Here is a 14,322-nt window from a genome sequence, read left to right as displayed (position 1 = left end):
GAACCGGAGGGATGGAGGGATGATTCCGCGGGAGATCCTCCGGAAGGTCCGCCGCATCGAGATCACGACGCGGGGGCTCGTGGACCAGGTGTTCTCGGGCGAATACCACTCCGTGTTCAAGGGACGGGGCATCAACTTCGCCGAGGTGCGCGAGTACGACTACGGCGATGACATCCGCTCGATCGACTGGAACGTCACCGCCCGCACCGGAACGCCCCATGTCAAGATCTTCGAGGAAGAGCGCGAACTCACGGTGATGCTCGTCGTGGACGTGAGCGCGTCCGGAGACTTCGGCACCCGGGAGCGCATGAAGGGAGATCTCGCCGTCGAGGTGTGCTCCCTGCTCGCCTTCAGCGCGATCAAGAACAACGACAAGGTCGGGCTCATCATCTTCAGCGACCGCGTCGAGAAGTTCGTCCCGCCACGGAAGGGCCGGCGGCACGTCCTGCGCGTGCTGCGCGAGATGCTGTACCACCAGCCCCGGGGCCGGGCGACGGACCTCGGCGCGGCGCTCGAGTACCTCTCGCGCATCATCCGGCGGCGGGCCGTGGTCTTCGTCGTCTCCGACTTCGTCTCGAAGCCCTTCGAGAAAGCGCTCGGGGTCGCGGGCCGGCGGCACGACGTCGTCGCCCTCCGGGTGAGGGACCGGCGGGAGTCGGAACTGCCGCCCATCGGACTCGTCGAACTCGAGGACGCGGAGACGGGAGAGAGGCTCGTCGTCGACACGTCGAACCGGGAGTTCCGGGCGGCGTTCGCGAGCCGCGGGGAGGAGGCGCGGGCGGGACAGGACCGGACGTTCCGGCGCAGCAAGGTCGACGTCGTGGATCTCAGTCCGGGGCGCCCCTACCTGCGGCCGCTGATGCGCTTCTTCGAAGAGCGGGGACGGCGCATATGAGTCGCGGATCGTGGGGCGGGAACCGGCGGGCCGCGATCGTGAGCCTCCTGCTGGCGTGCGGGGCTCTCGGAGTGGGCGGCGACCTTCGGGGGCAGTCGCCGCGGGTCGCGATCGAACCCGACACGACGGAGATCCATGTGGGCGATCCGCTCGCGCTGCGGCTCTCCGTCGAGCACCCGGCGGATCTCGCCGTGCGCTGGCCCGATTCCCTCTCGCTGGGTCCCTTCGAGGCGCTGGCGCTCGAGGCAAGTCCGCCCGAGGCCTACGGTGAAGGCGTGCGCACGCCGGCGGTGCTGCACGTGACCGCCTTCGAGTTGGGCGAACTCGAACTCCCTTCGTTCGACCTCGAACTCACGGACGGCGCGAGCGTCACGGCCACCGTCTCCACCGATCCGGTGGTGATCGGCGTGACCACGGTCGGGCTCGACGAGAGCGGAGACATCCGCGACGTGAAGGGCCCGCGCGCGATCGCGCGCAACTGGCTGCTCCTGTGGCCGTGGCTCCTGCTCGCCGTGGCCCTCGCCGGCGTCGGGTACTGGTGGGGGCGCCGGCGGCGTCGCAGCCCCCACCGGACCGACTCCCGGCCACCGGTCCCGGCTCGACCGCCACACGAGATCGCGCTCGAGGCGCTGGACCGGCTCGAGGCGTCCCCTCTCCTGGAGCGCGGCGAGATCAAGCCCTACCACATCGAGGTGTCCAGGATCATCCGCGCCTACCTCGAGGGACGGTACCGGATCTGGGCCCTGGAGATGATCACGCCGGACGTGATCTCGAGCCTGGGGCATGCCGGTGTGGACCCCGGTCTTCGAACGGGCTTCGAGCGCTTCCTGGAAGCCTGCGACCTGGTGAAGTTCGCGAAGCGGCGGCCGGATGAGGCGGCGTGCCGGGGCATCCTCGCCGACGCGCGCACGTTGGTGGAGCGGACGAAGTTCGTGCCCCCGCCCCCCGCCGCGGAGTCCGAAGCGACCGCAGCCGAAGCGACCGCGCCCGGAGAGACCGCAGCCGACGGAGCCGAAGCGACCGCGGACGACCGGACCGAGGCGGCCGTTCCATGATCCACCGCTTCGCGGATCCCGCGTTTCTCCTGCTCCTGCTTCTCCTCGTCCCGGCGCTCGCGTACCGGCGCCTGGCGAGGGAAGGGCGCAAGGCCGGCGCCCTGCGCTACCCGGACCTGGCGCTCCTCCGGCGCTCGGGGGCCGAGCGCACCGGCCGCCTGCGCCATGTGCCGCTGGCGCTACGCCTGCTCGCCCTCAGCTTGTTCATCGTCGCCTTCGCCCGCCCCCAGTCCGCCTCGATCAGCGAGGATGTGTCGACCGAGGGCGTCGACATCGTCATGGCCCTCGACATCTCCAGTTCCATGCTCGCGCAGGACCTGGTGCCCAACCGGCTGGAGGCGGCCAGGGAGGTCGCGGCGGACTTCGTCGAACGCCGCCGCAACGACCGCATCGGACTCGTCGTGTTCGCCGGACAGGCGTTCACCCAGGCCCCGCTCACGATCGATCACCCGGCCGTCTCCGCGGTCATGGCCGAACTGGAGGTGGGAATGGTCGAGGACGGGACCGCCATCGGACTCGGACTCGCGACCGCGCTCAAGCGCCTCGAGTCCAGCCAGGCCGAATCGAGGATCATCGTGCTCCTCACCGATGGCCGGAACAACCGCGGCGAGATCGATCCGGCGACCGCCGCCCAAATGGCCCGGGCGCTGGGGGTCAAGGTCTATACGATCGGGGCGGGGTCGCGGGGAACGGCCCCGGTTCCCGTCGACGATCCGGTCTTCGGGCGGCGCCTCGTCTCGATTCCCGTGGACGTCGACGAACCCACCCTCGCGGAGGTCGCCGAGGTCACCGGAGGACGGTACTTCCGGGCCACCGACCGCGAGAGCCTCGAACGCATCTACGAGGAGATCGACGCGCTCGAGACGACCGAGATCGACGTGCAGAGCTTCACGCGGTACGGCGAACTCTTCCACTTCCCGCTCGCGGCGGGACTCGGACTGCTGCTGCTCGAGATCGGGCTCGCGCAGACGGTCCTGCGAAGACTGCCGTAGCGGGGGGGAGGCGCCATCGTGTTCCGCTTCGGGTTCGTCACGGCACTCTTCGGACTGGCGCTCATCCCGCTGGCCGCCGGCCTGATGTGGCGGGGAGCGACCCTGCGGCGCCGGGCGCTGGCCCGCTTCGGCGACCTCGCGCTCGTCCGCCGGTTGAGCCGGAGCGTGAACCCGCGGGCCCGCGCCTGGAAGGCCATCGGACTCCTCGCCGTGCTCGCGCTCTCCGCCGTCGCCCTGGCCCGCCCGCAGTTCGGCTCGCGCGTGGAGACCGTCCGCCGAGAGGGGATGGACATCGTCGTCGCCCTCGACCTCTCCACTTCGATGCTGGCGGAGGACATCGCCCCCAACCGCCTGCAGCGCTCGAAGCTCGAAATCCAGCGCCTCATCGAGCGGCTGGACGGGGACCGCATCGGCCTCATCGCCTTCGCCGGTCAGGCCTTCGTCCAGAGCCCGCTGACCTCGGACTACGGAGCCGCGCGCCTCTTCCTCAACGCGATGGACACGGAACTCGTGCCCGTGCAGGGAACGGATCTCGGGGCCGCGCTCGAACTCGCGCTGGATGCCTTCTCCGACGCGCCGGTGGAGGAACGCATCATCGTCGTCGTCACCGACGGCGAAGACCATGAGGGGGGCATCGAGCCGGCGGTGGACCGTGCGCTCGAGGCCGGGGTTACGATCCACACGGTCGGCGTGGGTTCGACGGACGGCGTCCCGATCCCCGAGTACGACGCGGCGGGCCGGCCGGCCGGGTTCAAGCGCGACGAGGCGGGGGCCGTCATCACGACCCGGCTCGACGAAACGACATTGAGGCGGATCGCATCGCGCACGGGCGGACAGCTCTACCGCAGCACCCCCGAGGCGAGCGAGTTGACGGCGCTCATCGAGGAGGTCTCGGCGCTGGGCGGACGGGAGATCGACGCGCGCGAGGTCACGCAGTACGAGGAGCAGTTCCAGATATTCCTCGGCGCGGCGATTCTCCTATTGTTCCTGGAGGGACTGTGGACGGACCGGAAGAAGACCGTGAGAGCCTGGAGAGGGAGGTTCACGTGAGCGCGACGGGCGGACGCATCGGGCGGCTGTGGCTGCCCCTCGCCATCGCGACCCTCGCGGCCGCGGCGCCCGCCGAAGTGCGCGCGCAGGCGGGACGCGCCGAGACGCGCGAGGGGAATCGCCTCTATGAGGAGGGACGTTTCGCCGAGGCGCACGAGAAGTACCTGGAGGCGCTCCTCGCGGACCCGGACTCCCCGATCATCCGGTTCAACGACGGGAACGCGCTCTACCGGGGCGAGGACTACGAGTCCGCGCTGGAATCCTTCCGCGCCGCGGTGGAGAGCGGAGACCCGGAGTTGGCGGCCGCCGCATGGTACAACCTCGGGAACACGCTCTATCGGCAGGGCGCGCTCCCCGAGAGTCTGGAGGCCTTCAAGCAGGCGCTGCGGGCCGACCCGGCGGACCCCGACGCCAAACACAACCTCGAGCGGGTGCTCGAACAGATGCAGGAGCAGGAGCAGCAGGATCAGCAGCAGGGCGACGGCGAGAACGACGAGGAGAACGAAGGCGAGAGCGAGCAGCAACCGCAGGGCGGCGAACAGAATCAGGATCCGCAGCAGGATCAACAGAATCAGGATCAGCCCGAGCAGGACGCGAACCAGGATCGGCAGAACCAGCCGAACCCTGAACCGGACCCCGAGCGGGATCCGGATGAATCGGAATCACCGCCGCAGGAGGGAACACCCCCGCCCGGAGAGATGACGAGGGAGGAGGCCGAACGGCTGCTTGGCGCGATCCAGGAGGATCAGGATGAGGTGAACCGCCAGCCGCGCACGCCGACGCGCGGCACGAGGCCGCGCAGGGACTGGTGATGCGGCGCCTTCGATCTCCCTTGCGCCCGGAACGCTCGGCGGCGACCCCCGTCCTCGCCTGGGTCCGGGCGTGGGTCCTGGCCTGCCTTCTCGTTCCCGTTGCGCTCTCGGGGCAGGATGTCACGGCCTCGGCGCACCTCGACCGCGGGGAAGTCGGCGTGGGGCAGACCTTCACGCTCAACGTCGTCCTCGAAGGCGTCCAACGCTTCGACCAGGACCCCGTCCTTCCCGACATGGCCGCCTTCGCCGCCTTCCTGAGCAGCGGGACGCAGACCTCGGTCCGGATCGTGAACGGCCGGACGACCGTCTCGCTCACCGTACAGTACCGTTTCCAGGCGACGACGGAGGGGACGTTCGAGATCGGACCGGTGACGGTCGAGGCGGGCGGAGAGGCGCTGACGACGGAGCCGCTGAGCCTGCGCGTGGCGTCGGTCCCCCAACCGGCGCCGGGAGCTGAGGGAGCCCCGGCAGGGCAGCCTTCGGACCCGGGGAACATCGGCCCGGACGACCTCTTCGTCGTCGCCGAGCCGAACAAGCGCCGCGTGCGCGAGAACGAGCCCGTCATCGTCGAATACCGGCTCTTCACCCGCGTCAACGTGAGTTCGTATGGGGTCACACGACTCCCCGCCACGGCAGGCTTCTGGGTCGAGGAGTTCGAACTCCCGCAACAGCCGCAGGTGGAGCAGATCGTGCGCGACGGGGTCGCCTACGCGACGGCGGTGATCAGGAAGGTGGCGCTGTATCCGACGGGGCCGGGTTCGAAGACGCTCGAACCGCTCGCGATCGAGGCGCAGGTCCGCGTGCAGCGACGATCACGCGATCCGTTCGACGATGTGTTCGGAGGATTCTTCAACCGGAGTTCCCTGTTCGGCGATGTCGTGACGACGGGCGCCGCTTCGCCTCCGGTCGAGATCGAAGTGCTCCCCCTCCCCGCGGAAGGCCGGCCGGCGGGCTTCACGGGCCTCGTGGGGGATCTGGCGATCGAGAGTTCCGTCGACCGGGACAGCCTGGCCGCCAACGAGGCGGTCACGTTGCGCGTGGACGTGTCGGGTTCCGGCAACCTGAAGGCGCTCGCGCCGCCGGAACTCGCCTTTCCGCCGACCGTGGAGGCCTTTCCGCCGGAGGTGTCCGATCGCCTGCGAACCACCGACGCCGGTGTCGCGGGAACGCGGACGTGGGAGTACGTCCTCATACCCCGGGCGCCCGGAACGCTGACGATACCGAGCGTGGACATGGGGTACTACAACGCCGAGGCGGACCGCTACGAGACGGCGTCGGCGGCGCCGGTCGACCTGCGGGTCACGGGCCGGGCGGTCGAGGACGCGTTGCCGGGAGCACGCGCGCGCGGCTCCGTCGAGGCGCTGCGCTCGGACATCCGCTTCATCCGGACCGATACGCCGCGCTTCCGTCGCCGGGGTGAGACGCTGTTCGACCAGGCATGGTTCTGGATCGTCGCGCTTGCGCCCGTCGGCATGGTCGCGGGCGCGGCCGGGCTGCGCCGGCGCCGCGACCGGCTCGCGGGCGACCGGGCCTACGCTCGCGACCGCCGGGCGGCCCGCGTGGCGAAGAAGCGCCTCGCCCGGGCCGCCGGGCTCGCGGGGGGCAGCGATGCGCGGGCCTTCTACGCCGAGGCCGCCCAGGCGCTGGAAGGGTTCGTCGCCGACAAGCTCGACACCTCCGCCGCCGGGATGATCCGCGACGACCTCCGCGCCGCTCTGCTCCGCCGCGGCGCCCGCGAGCCCACCGTCGACGAGTACCTTGCCGCGCTCGAAGCCTGCGACCGGCAGCGCTTCGCCCCGGTCGGCGCCGAGATCGAAGAACGGAAGGCCTTTCTGGCCCGCGCCGAGTCCGCGCTTTCCGCCCTCGCGGGAGAACTCCGATGATCGCCCGCCGCCTTGCCGGGCGTCGCCACGGGTTGGCGTTCGTCGGGCTCCCGGCCGTGGCGCTCGTCGGGTTCCCGGCCGTGGCGCTCGCTCTGGCGCCAACCCTCGCTCCGGCTCCGGCGACCGAACTCGCCACCGTGCAGGAAATTGCGCCCGCCCCTGCGCCCGCCGACCGCTTCCAGGCCGGGAACCGCCTCTATCAGGCCGGAGACCATGAGGCCGCCCTCGATGCCTACCTCGGACTGTACGAGGACGGGTTCGAGAGCGGCGAACTCCACTACAACATCGGCAACGCCTACTACAGGCTCGGGGAACTGGGCCGGGCGATCCTCTTCTACGAGCGCGCCAGGGTCGCGCTTCCGCGGGACGAGAACGTGCGCGACAACCTGGAACTCGCGCGCTCCCTGACCGCCGACGAGATCACGCCCCTGCCGGGATTCTGGGTGCCCCGCGTCGTCGGGTGGGCGCTGCAACTCGTGCCGCGCGGGTGGCTCATCGCGATCCTCGCGCTGGGCTACCTGGGGCTGGCTTCCATCCTCCTCTACCGGCTCCTCTCCAACGGACCGCCGCACTGGACCCGCCACGCCGCCGTGGCAGCCGCCGCGCTCGCCTTCGTCGCCGGCACGAACCTGCTGATCCGTGAATTCGGGGTCGGCCGCGCGGAGCGCGGGGTGATCCTGCAGGCGGAGGCCGCCGTGCAGAGCGCGCCCTCCGACGATCCCTCGCTGCAGTTGTTCACGATTCACGAGGGCGCCGTGGTCCGGATCGACCGGAGATCGAGCGACTGGCTCGAGATCGTGCTGGAAGACGGCAAGGTCGGCTGGGTACGAGCCGAAGATCTCGAAACGATCTAGGAACCCATCGGCGTCACGTTTCGCCGCCGCATTTCCGCCGAGTAGTACGCCCAGAGAAGGCGCGCCGCCACGCTCCGCCAGGGTCGCCAGCGGCCGGCGATCTCGCGGAGCGTTTTTTCGTCGGGCCGTTCTTCGAGGCCGAGCGCATGTCCCGCCGCGCTTCGCAGCGCAAGATCGCCTGCCGGAAAAATGTCGCGATGGCCGGCGCAGAACAGAAGGTAGACCTCGGCCGTCCACACTCCGACCCCCTTGAGCGCCGTCATGGCGGCGATGGCTGCCTCGGCAGGCATGAGGCACAGCGCTTCCGGATCGAGGCTCCCGCCAAGGACGGCTTCCGCCGCGCGTTTCAGCGTCATCTCCTTGGAGCGGGAAAGCCCGATCCGGCGGCATTGCGCATCGGAGAGTCCGGCGACCCGTCCGGGCGCGCAGCAGTCCGCCTCTTCGAGGAGCCGCTCCCAGATCGCGGCGGCGGCCGCCTTCGACACCATCTGCGAAACGATGACCCGGGCGAGGCCCTCGAAGCCGGGGGGCCTTCGCCGCAGCGGCACCGCCCCCGCCCGTTCGACCACCTCCGCAAGCCGTCCGTCGCGGCGCACCAACGCATCGAGGCCCTCGGCGATGTCTTCCGACGTCTCAATCACTTTTCCCTGCATTCCTTCCCTCCCGGGACGTTCCCGCGGGAACGCCTCGACGTGCTCTCTGGCCGACGCCGGTGGTTGGCATCAGTCTTATTGCGTGAACCGACGAACGCTGATCAAGACCATGGGGACCGCGGCGCTGGGCTCGAGTCTCGGCGCGTGTTCCCCCGCCTGGCGCCGTGTTCCGCCGGGGCCGATCGCCCCGACGCTGCCCCTCGTCCGAGTCTCGCCCGACCGCGTGATCCGAACCACCGTCGGTCTCAGACCGTTCCGGCCCGCCGGTTTTCGCGTGGCCACGGAGCGGCTCGACGACAAGACCATCATCCATAACTACGGCCACGGCGGCGCGGGAATCTCCCTCTCCTGGGGGACGGGTCTGCTCGCCGCCGAACTGGCCGAACCTCATCCTTCGCGGCAGGCCGCCGTCATCGGAGCCGGCGCCGTCGGCCTCGCCACCGCGCGGCAGCTCCAGCGCCGCGGGTTCGACGTGACGATCCATGCGCGCACCCTCCCTCCCGACACGACCTCGAACATGGCCTACGCCGGGTTCTCGCCGCTCTCCAACCTCGTGTCGGCGCCGGAACGGACCCCGGCCTTCGACGCCCAGTTCGACCGGGCGGTCCGCGCTTCCTACGAGCAGTTGCAGCTGTTCGCCGGAGCCGGGCGCGGCGTGTCCTGGCTGACGACGTACACCTGGACGAACCGCCTTTCGGGCCGGCGGGTGGAAGATGCCGGACTCGACGAGACCGAGAGCGGCCTCGACCCGGGCCTCGACGTGGCCGCCACCGTGCTGCAGCCGGGAGAACACCCCTTCCCCGGCGCCTACGCGCTTCGCAGGCCGACCCTCCGCATCGAGCCGTCGATCTATCTCGATGAGTTGATGGAGGAGTTCCTCCTGTTCGGCGGGCGCGTGCGGATCCGCGACTTCGAGACACTCCCCGACCTCATGTCGCTCGACGAGCCGCTCATCGCCAACTGCACCGGACTCGGCGCCCGGGCCCTGTTCGGGGACGAGACGATGACCCCGGTCAAGGGCCAGCTCACCTTCCTCGCCCCTCAGCCAGAGATCGACTACAGCCTCGAAGGCAGCGCCCCGGGGGGCGGCCGCATCGGGGTCCTCCCGCGTTCGGACGGGATCGCGCTTGGACACGTGATGAAGCGCGGCGACTGGAGTCTCGAACCGATCGAGGAGGAGATCACGACCCGGCTCGAGCGCGCCGGCCGACTCTTCGCGGCCATGGCAGACGACACCTCCGGATTCGGCACGGTCGCCGCCATCCCGCGGGCACCCGCGATTCGCGACGCGCTCGCAGGCGACCCCGTCCCTGCAAATCCGCCCCCCGTCGAGAGCTTCTACGACATCGAGTCCTAGCCGCCCGTGGCAAGACCCGGCGTCAGTCGCCGAACCGGTCCGCCAGCAGTTCACGAAGCCGGCGCCCGACCGTTTCGAGCAGGGCTGCGTCTTCGTCGGCGACTCCCCGGATCGAGAGCGCGACGCCGGGCGCAATCTCGATCCGGGACCACGTTTCCACCTCGCCCGCGGGAACGTCGCCGCGGCCCGCTACCTCCTGCAGGGCGGCCAGCAACGCAGCCAACTCCGGATCGTCGGCGGGAGCCGCCATCGCCTCCTGAGGCCAGGGCGGTTCCTCCTCGCGCACCAGCAGCCTGTCGCTGAGCGCGGCCCGCCGGGCTCGCGGGGCGGCAAAAGCGGCCGGCGACTCCCGCCGTTCGGTCACGTCCCCGGTCCGTAGCGGGGCATCGGCTCCGGTGGAGCGCGCGGAGAGGAGGTCGGCGGTCACCGCGATCCGTCCGTCCGCGACACCCGTGATGAGTTCCGGCGACGATCCCTCGAACACGGCGCCGATCTGGCGGAGAGCGGTCGCGGGCACCTTCCCCGCCCCTTCCGCCTCGCGCACCCGTCGAATGAAGAGGAGGCGGTCCCGCACGAGCTTCGGATAACGGGTCTTCGGTCCCCTTCGCCCAACACGCGGAAGCAGTCCGACCTGCACGTAGTAGGCGATCGTGCGTCGCCTGAACCCCGTTTCCTCTTCCAGCTCCCGGGCCGTGTAACTGCGCATCCCGTCTCCGCCGCTTCGGATGTGAACTGACATTTACTGTCGTCTGACGACGACGACCGTTGACTTATCCGAATCTCCGCCCTACTGTCAACAGAGTATCAACACTGACAATATCAAGGAGTGGAGAGATGAACCAGATCACGTCCGCCATCGCCGGCCTCGAGATCGCCGAACCGGCCTTCTGCGGCGGCCTCACGGTGTTCCCGCTGCTTTCCCGGGAGACCTCGGATCTCGATTACCTGCTGCTGGGAGAGGGACTTCGCGAGGATCTGGTCACCGTGCGCGAGGTGTCGATGGGGGGCAGCGTCCCCGACCTCGAGGTGGAAAACCGGGCGGACCGTCCCGTGCTCATCGTGGACGGCGAGGAACTCGTCGGCGCCAAGCAGAACCGGGTCGCCAACCTCACGCTGCTGCTCCCCGCCGCGAAGACGACGGTCATCCCCGTCTCCTGCGTGGAGCAGGGACGCTGGTCCTACGACAGCCCCGGATTCCAGGTGACGGACCGGATGCACTTCGCGAGCGGCCGCGCGGAGAGATACGCGAGCGTGCAGCAGTCGATGCGCAGCGAGGGGACGCGGCGCTCCGACCAGAGCCGGGTGTGGAGTGCGATCGACGACAAGGCCACGGCGATGGACGCCCCCTCGGAGACCGGCGCCATGAGCGAGATCTTCGAGCGGCACGCGAAGGCGCTGGACGACTACGTGCGGGAGGTGGAAGCCGCGCCGGATCAACTCGGCGCCATCTTCTCGGTGGCGGGCGGAAACTACGGTCTGGACCTCTTCGACCGTCACGCCACGCTCGCCGCGTTTCTCCCCAAGCTTGTGCGAAGCTACGGTGTCGACGCGCTGGAACGGCGCACCGAGGGGGACGGGACCGCGCCGGCCTCCGCGGCGCGGGATTTCCTCGACCGGCTGAGCGCGGGATCCTTCGATGACCACCCCGCCGTCGGCCTGGGGCGCGACGTGGGGATCGTCGCCGAACGCGCCATCGGAGGTGCGCTCGTCGTGGACGAAGTTGCCGTGCACCTGACCGGGTTCTCCAACCCCGGAGCCCGCCGCGCCGACCGTGACGGTGAACGGGTGTATGCGAACTATCACCAGAGGCGCGACGCCCTTCGCCAGCGGCACGCGAGTTAGCCCGGGGGTTGGCACGGGCGTTGCTGCGGTCGCCGCAGGCGCTTCGAGTGCGGCTGGAATTGGCTCGCTGTCCCCGCCACCTTACGCGACCCGCCAGCGCGTTGGCGGCGTTCCGGCTAACGATCGCGTGGAGGACGGGTGAAAGCAGCGGGGCGGGGCCGAGAGGCGGCGATGATCTTCATCCTCATCACCGTCTTCATCGACGTCTTGGGGATCGGGATCATCATCCCCATCCTCCCCGAGTTGATCAAGGAGTTCACGGGGGGAAGCACGGCCCTCGCGGGACGCTGGTTCGGGATCCTCGCCGCGGCCTACGCCGTCATGCAGTTCTTCTTCGCTCCGATCCTGGGGGGCCTCTCGGACCGGATCGGACGGCGGCCCGTCATCCTGATTTCTCTGTTCGGCCTCGGGATCGACTACATCATCATGGGGCTCGCGCCCTCCATCGGCTGGCTCTTCGCGGGCCGCCTCATCGCGGGGGTGATGGGAGCGAGCATCACCACGGCGAACGCCTACATCGCCGACGTGTCCGAACCCGAGAACCGGGCCCGGAACTTCGGGCTCATCGGCGTCGCGTTCGGCCTCGGATTCATCTTCGGCCCCGCCATCGGGGGGCTGCTGGGCGGCATCGACCTGCGGCTCCCCTTCTTCGCGGCGGCGGGACTCGCCCTCGTGAACGCGCTGTACGGCATCTTCGTCCTCCCCGAATCGCTGCCGCCCGAGAAGCGCGACGCCTTCCGCTGGAAGAAGGCCAACCCGGTCGGAAGCCTCATCGTGCTGCGCTCGTACCCGCTGGTGGCCGGCCTCGCGGTGTCCTTCGTGTTCATCATCCTGGCGCAGCGCGGCCTCGAGACCGTGTGGGTCCTCTACACCGGGCACAAGTTCGGATGGGACGAACTCGCGAACGGCCTGTCGCTGGCGCTCGTCGGACTCATGGCGGCGATCGTCCAGGGAGGACTCGTTCAGCCCGTCATCAAGCGTATCGGAGAGCGCCGGGCGGTCCTGGGCGGGCTGGTGCTGGGCGTCATCACGTACCTGGGCTACGGCCTCGCGACGCAGGGGTGGATGCTCATCGCGTTCATCATCTTCGGCTCGATCGGGGGCGTCGCGGGGCCCGCGCTCCAGAGCCTCGTGGCGGGAGCCGTGGAGCCCGGAGACCAGGGGAAGGTCCAGGGAGGCCTCCAGTCGCTCATGAGCCTGACCAGCATCCTGAGCCCGCTGATCTTCACCGCCGGCCTGTTCAGCTACTTCACGTCGCCCGCCGCACCCGTGGAGTTGCCGGGCGCGCCCTTCCTGCTCGGCGCGGTGATGTACGCCACCGCGTTCGTGCTCGTGTTCCGCCTCTTCCGCCGCGTTCCGGCCGCGTAACGGGTCAGGAATGAGCGATAAAATGAATCATCTAAATGAATCATCGCTGCCGCACCTATCGATCATGATTCATTTCTCCGATTCATATCGCGCGTTTTCACTGCCTGTGCGGTGGGCCTTCCAGAATGACGAGAGTGTCGGCGGAGGGTTTGACGGTGTAAGGATGCGCCGTCACGTTGCCCGGCCATGACGAGACTCGTGTTCTCCCAACTGACTCCCACCGAAACGCTGGAGAGGGCCGGCTTCCGCTTCGGGGCCCGGGGGACGCACAGCGCACGCACCATTATGCTTGGGGACCTGACGGAATTGCTCGCAGCCGTCCCCTCGGACGCAGCGCGGGAGGAGTACGCCGAGGCGATCGTGGAGGAGAACGTGCTCGGGAAGCCCACGTGGGTGACCCGCAACGTGTCCCGGAAATACCTGACCAATCTGTACGGGCTTGATCCCGGCCTGCCGTTGTTTCGGGTCCTGAGACGGCTTTGGGAGGCCGATCCCGCGGGACGCCCCCTCGTGGCGCTGTTGTGCGCGCTCGCGCGCGATCCCCTTCTCCGTTCGACGGCGGTGCATGTGTTGTCGCTCGGCGAGGGCGAGGAACTGCTCCGCGCTCCGTTTTCGGCCGTGATCCGGCGCGCGGTGGGCCAGCGCCTCAACGACTCCGTGGTGGAGTCCGTGGCCAGCCGGGCCGCGAGTTCGTGGACCCAGTCGGGCCATCTCGAAGGACACCGGCGGAAGCAGCGCAAGCGCGTGGCGCCCACGCCGGGAGCCGCCGCGATGGCGTTGTGGCTGGGACAACTTCAGGGCCTGGCCGGGCTTTCGCTGCTCGACGCCGATTGGGCCGCGGTCCTCGACCGGACGGGCCCGGCGATGCTTCCCTTTGCGCTCGAGGCGCGGCGGTACGGTTTGATTCATGCCCGCGCGGCAGGCAACGTGGTCGAGATCGACACCCGCCGCCTCGACCCGGCAGTTCAGCGGTGATCGTTGCCGAGACGAGCGTCCGACCATGAGCCAGATCGAAAAACTCGCCAAGGTCTACGAGCGCCACGTCGGCGTGGAGTGGCAGCGGACGATGGCCGGCGCACAGCGAGTGATGCTGGCTGTTTATCCCAAGGAGAAGGAGCGTCTCCTCCGCGCCCGCGTCGGCGAGTTCGAGGAGGCGACACGAAGGACCGGTCACGAATGGGCTCTCGTGGACGCGACGGGGTGGTTCGCGGAATGGATGGCGGCGCACGAATACCGTGAATCGTACTTCGAGGATCCGGAACTCCTCGACCTTAACCCGGAGGGAGAGTTTTGGGAGGCAGTGGAAGGCCGACTCCGAGTCACCCTCGAAGCAGCCGACGAAGAAACGGTCGTCGCGCTTCTTGGCATCGCATCGCTGTACGGTTTCCTGCGCGTGTCCGAGTTGGTCCGGGCTGTGGAGACTTCCATCCGAGGGCGGCTGCTCGTCTTCTTTCCCGGCACGAAGAACGAAAACAACTACCGGCTCCTCGACGCGCGCGACGGCTGGAACTATCTCGCCCAGCCGATCACGTTGCACGAAGCTTGGGTTCCCTGACCCAAT

14 protein-coding genes are annotated in these 14,322 nt (G+C 69.4%); 12 read left to right on the top strand and 2 right to left on the bottom strand.

Annotated elements, in window-relative coordinates; genetic code table 11:
- Positions 1-19: 19 nt before the first annotated feature.
- Genes ACOGXI_RS14910 through ACOGXI_RS14880 form a run of 7 tightly spaced genes read left to right on the top strand, consistent with a single transcriptional unit; the run spans position 20 to position 7,541 of the window.
- Positions 20-895 carry a DUF58 domain-containing protein gene (locus ACOGXI_RS14910; protein WP_419939607.1) on the top strand — a complete coding sequence of 292 codons (876 nt, stop codon included), beginning with the start codon at positions 20-22 and terminating at the stop codon, positions 893-895.
- The gene (locus tag ACOGXI_RS14905; protein ID WP_419939606.1) at positions 892-1,950 is read left to right on the top strand and encodes a hypothetical protein; all 1,059 of its coding nucleotides are present in this window, start codon (positions 892-894) and stop codon (positions 1,948-1,950) included. Before ACOGXI_RS14910 ends, ACOGXI_RS14905 begins: the two co-directional genes overlap by 4 nt.
- A complete protein-coding gene (locus tag ACOGXI_RS14900) occupies positions 1,947-2,942 on the top strand; it encodes a vWA domain-containing protein (protein WP_419939605.1) in 996 nt (331 codons plus the stop codon). Before ACOGXI_RS14905 ends, ACOGXI_RS14900 begins: the two co-directional genes overlap by 4 nt.
- Before the next feature lie 18 nt (positions 2,943-2,960).
- Positions 2,961-3,992: a vWA domain-containing protein gene (locus tag ACOGXI_RS14895; RefSeq protein WP_419939604.1), complete on the top strand. Its 1,032-nt coding sequence runs from the start codon at positions 2,961-2,963 to the stop codon at positions 3,990-3,992.
- Positions 3,989-4,804 carry a tetratricopeptide repeat protein gene (locus ACOGXI_RS14890; protein ID WP_419939603.1) on the top strand — a complete coding sequence of 272 codons (816 nt, stop codon included), beginning with the start codon at positions 3,989-3,991 and terminating at the stop codon, positions 4,802-4,804. The genes ACOGXI_RS14895 and ACOGXI_RS14890 overlap by 4 nt, the downstream gene beginning before the upstream one ends.
- A gap of 20 nt (positions 4,805-4,824) precedes the next feature.
- Positions 4,825-6,687, top strand: a complete 1,863-nt coding sequence (locus tag ACOGXI_RS14885) for a BatD family protein (RefSeq protein ID WP_419939602.1) — start codon at positions 4,825-4,827, stop codon at positions 6,685-6,687.
- Positions 6,684-7,541, top strand: a complete 858-nt coding sequence (locus ACOGXI_RS14880) for a tetratricopeptide repeat protein (protein ID WP_419939601.1) — start codon at positions 6,684-6,686, stop codon at positions 7,539-7,541. The genes ACOGXI_RS14885 and ACOGXI_RS14880 overlap by 4 nt, the downstream gene beginning before the upstream one ends.
- Here the strand turns inward: ACOGXI_RS14880 and ACOGXI_RS14875 are convergent.
- Positions 7,538-8,194, bottom strand: a complete 657-nt coding sequence (locus ACOGXI_RS14875) for a DNA-3-methyladenine glycosylase family protein (RefSeq protein ID WP_419939600.1) — start codon at positions 8,192-8,194, stop codon at positions 7,538-7,540. The two genes, ACOGXI_RS14880 and ACOGXI_RS14875, sit on opposite strands and share 4 nt — an antisense overlap.
- An 82-nt stretch (positions 8,195-8,276) precedes the next feature.
- On the opposite strand from ACOGXI_RS14875, the gene ACOGXI_RS14870 reads away from it, so the two are divergent.
- On the top strand, positions 8,277-9,551 hold the full coding sequence (locus ACOGXI_RS14870) for an FAD-dependent oxidoreductase (protein WP_419939599.1): 1,275 nt from the start codon (positions 8,277-8,279) through the stop codon (positions 9,549-9,551).
- A 22-nt stretch (positions 9,552-9,573) separates the two neighbouring features.
- Here ACOGXI_RS14870 and ACOGXI_RS14865 read toward each other — a convergent pair whose 3' ends face one another.
- Positions 9,574-10,257: a MerR family transcriptional regulator gene (locus tag ACOGXI_RS14865; RefSeq protein ID WP_419939598.1), complete on the bottom strand. Its 684-nt coding sequence runs from the start codon at positions 10,255-10,257 to the stop codon at positions 9,574-9,576.
- A gap of 128 nt (positions 10,258-10,385) precedes the next feature.
- Here ACOGXI_RS14865 and ACOGXI_RS14860 point away from each other — a divergent pair, with 128 nt between their 5' ends.
- The 4 genes from ACOGXI_RS14860 (at position 10,386) to ACOGXI_RS14845 (ending at position 14,316) form a co-directional block, all read left to right on the top strand.
- Positions 10,386-11,393, top strand: coding sequence for an ARPP-1 family domain-containing protein (locus ACOGXI_RS14860; protein WP_419939597.1), 1,008 nt, complete (start codon positions 10,386-10,388; stop codon positions 11,391-11,393).
- 171 nt (positions 11,394-11,564) lie between these two features.
- Positions 11,565-12,761: a TCR/Tet family MFS transporter gene (locus ACOGXI_RS14855; RefSeq protein WP_419940218.1), complete on the top strand. Its 1,197-nt coding sequence runs from the start codon at positions 11,565-11,567 to the stop codon at positions 12,759-12,761.
- Between the two features lie 186 nt (positions 12,762-12,947).
- Positions 12,948-13,736 (top strand): hypothetical protein, encoded by a 789-nt coding sequence (locus tag ACOGXI_RS14850; protein ID WP_419939596.1) that lies wholly within the window; start codon positions 12,948-12,950, stop codon positions 13,734-13,736.
- Positions 13,737-13,761: 25 nt separating this feature from the next.
- The gene (locus ACOGXI_RS14845) at positions 13,762-14,316 is read left to right on the top strand and encodes a BREX protein BrxB domain-containing protein (protein ID WP_419939595.1); all 555 of its coding nucleotides are present in this window, start codon (positions 13,762-13,764) and stop codon (positions 14,314-14,316) included.
- Positions 14,317-14,322: the final 6 nt, after the last annotated feature.

This window comes from Candidatus Palauibacter sp. (assembly GCF_965208055.1).
In the GTDB taxonomy this organism is placed as follows: Bacteria; Gemmatimonadota; Gemmatimonadetes; order Palauibacterales; family Palauibacteraceae; genus Palauibacter.
Note: the sequence above shows the minus strand (reverse complement) of the source record. Positions and strands in the feature narration are given on the sequence as shown.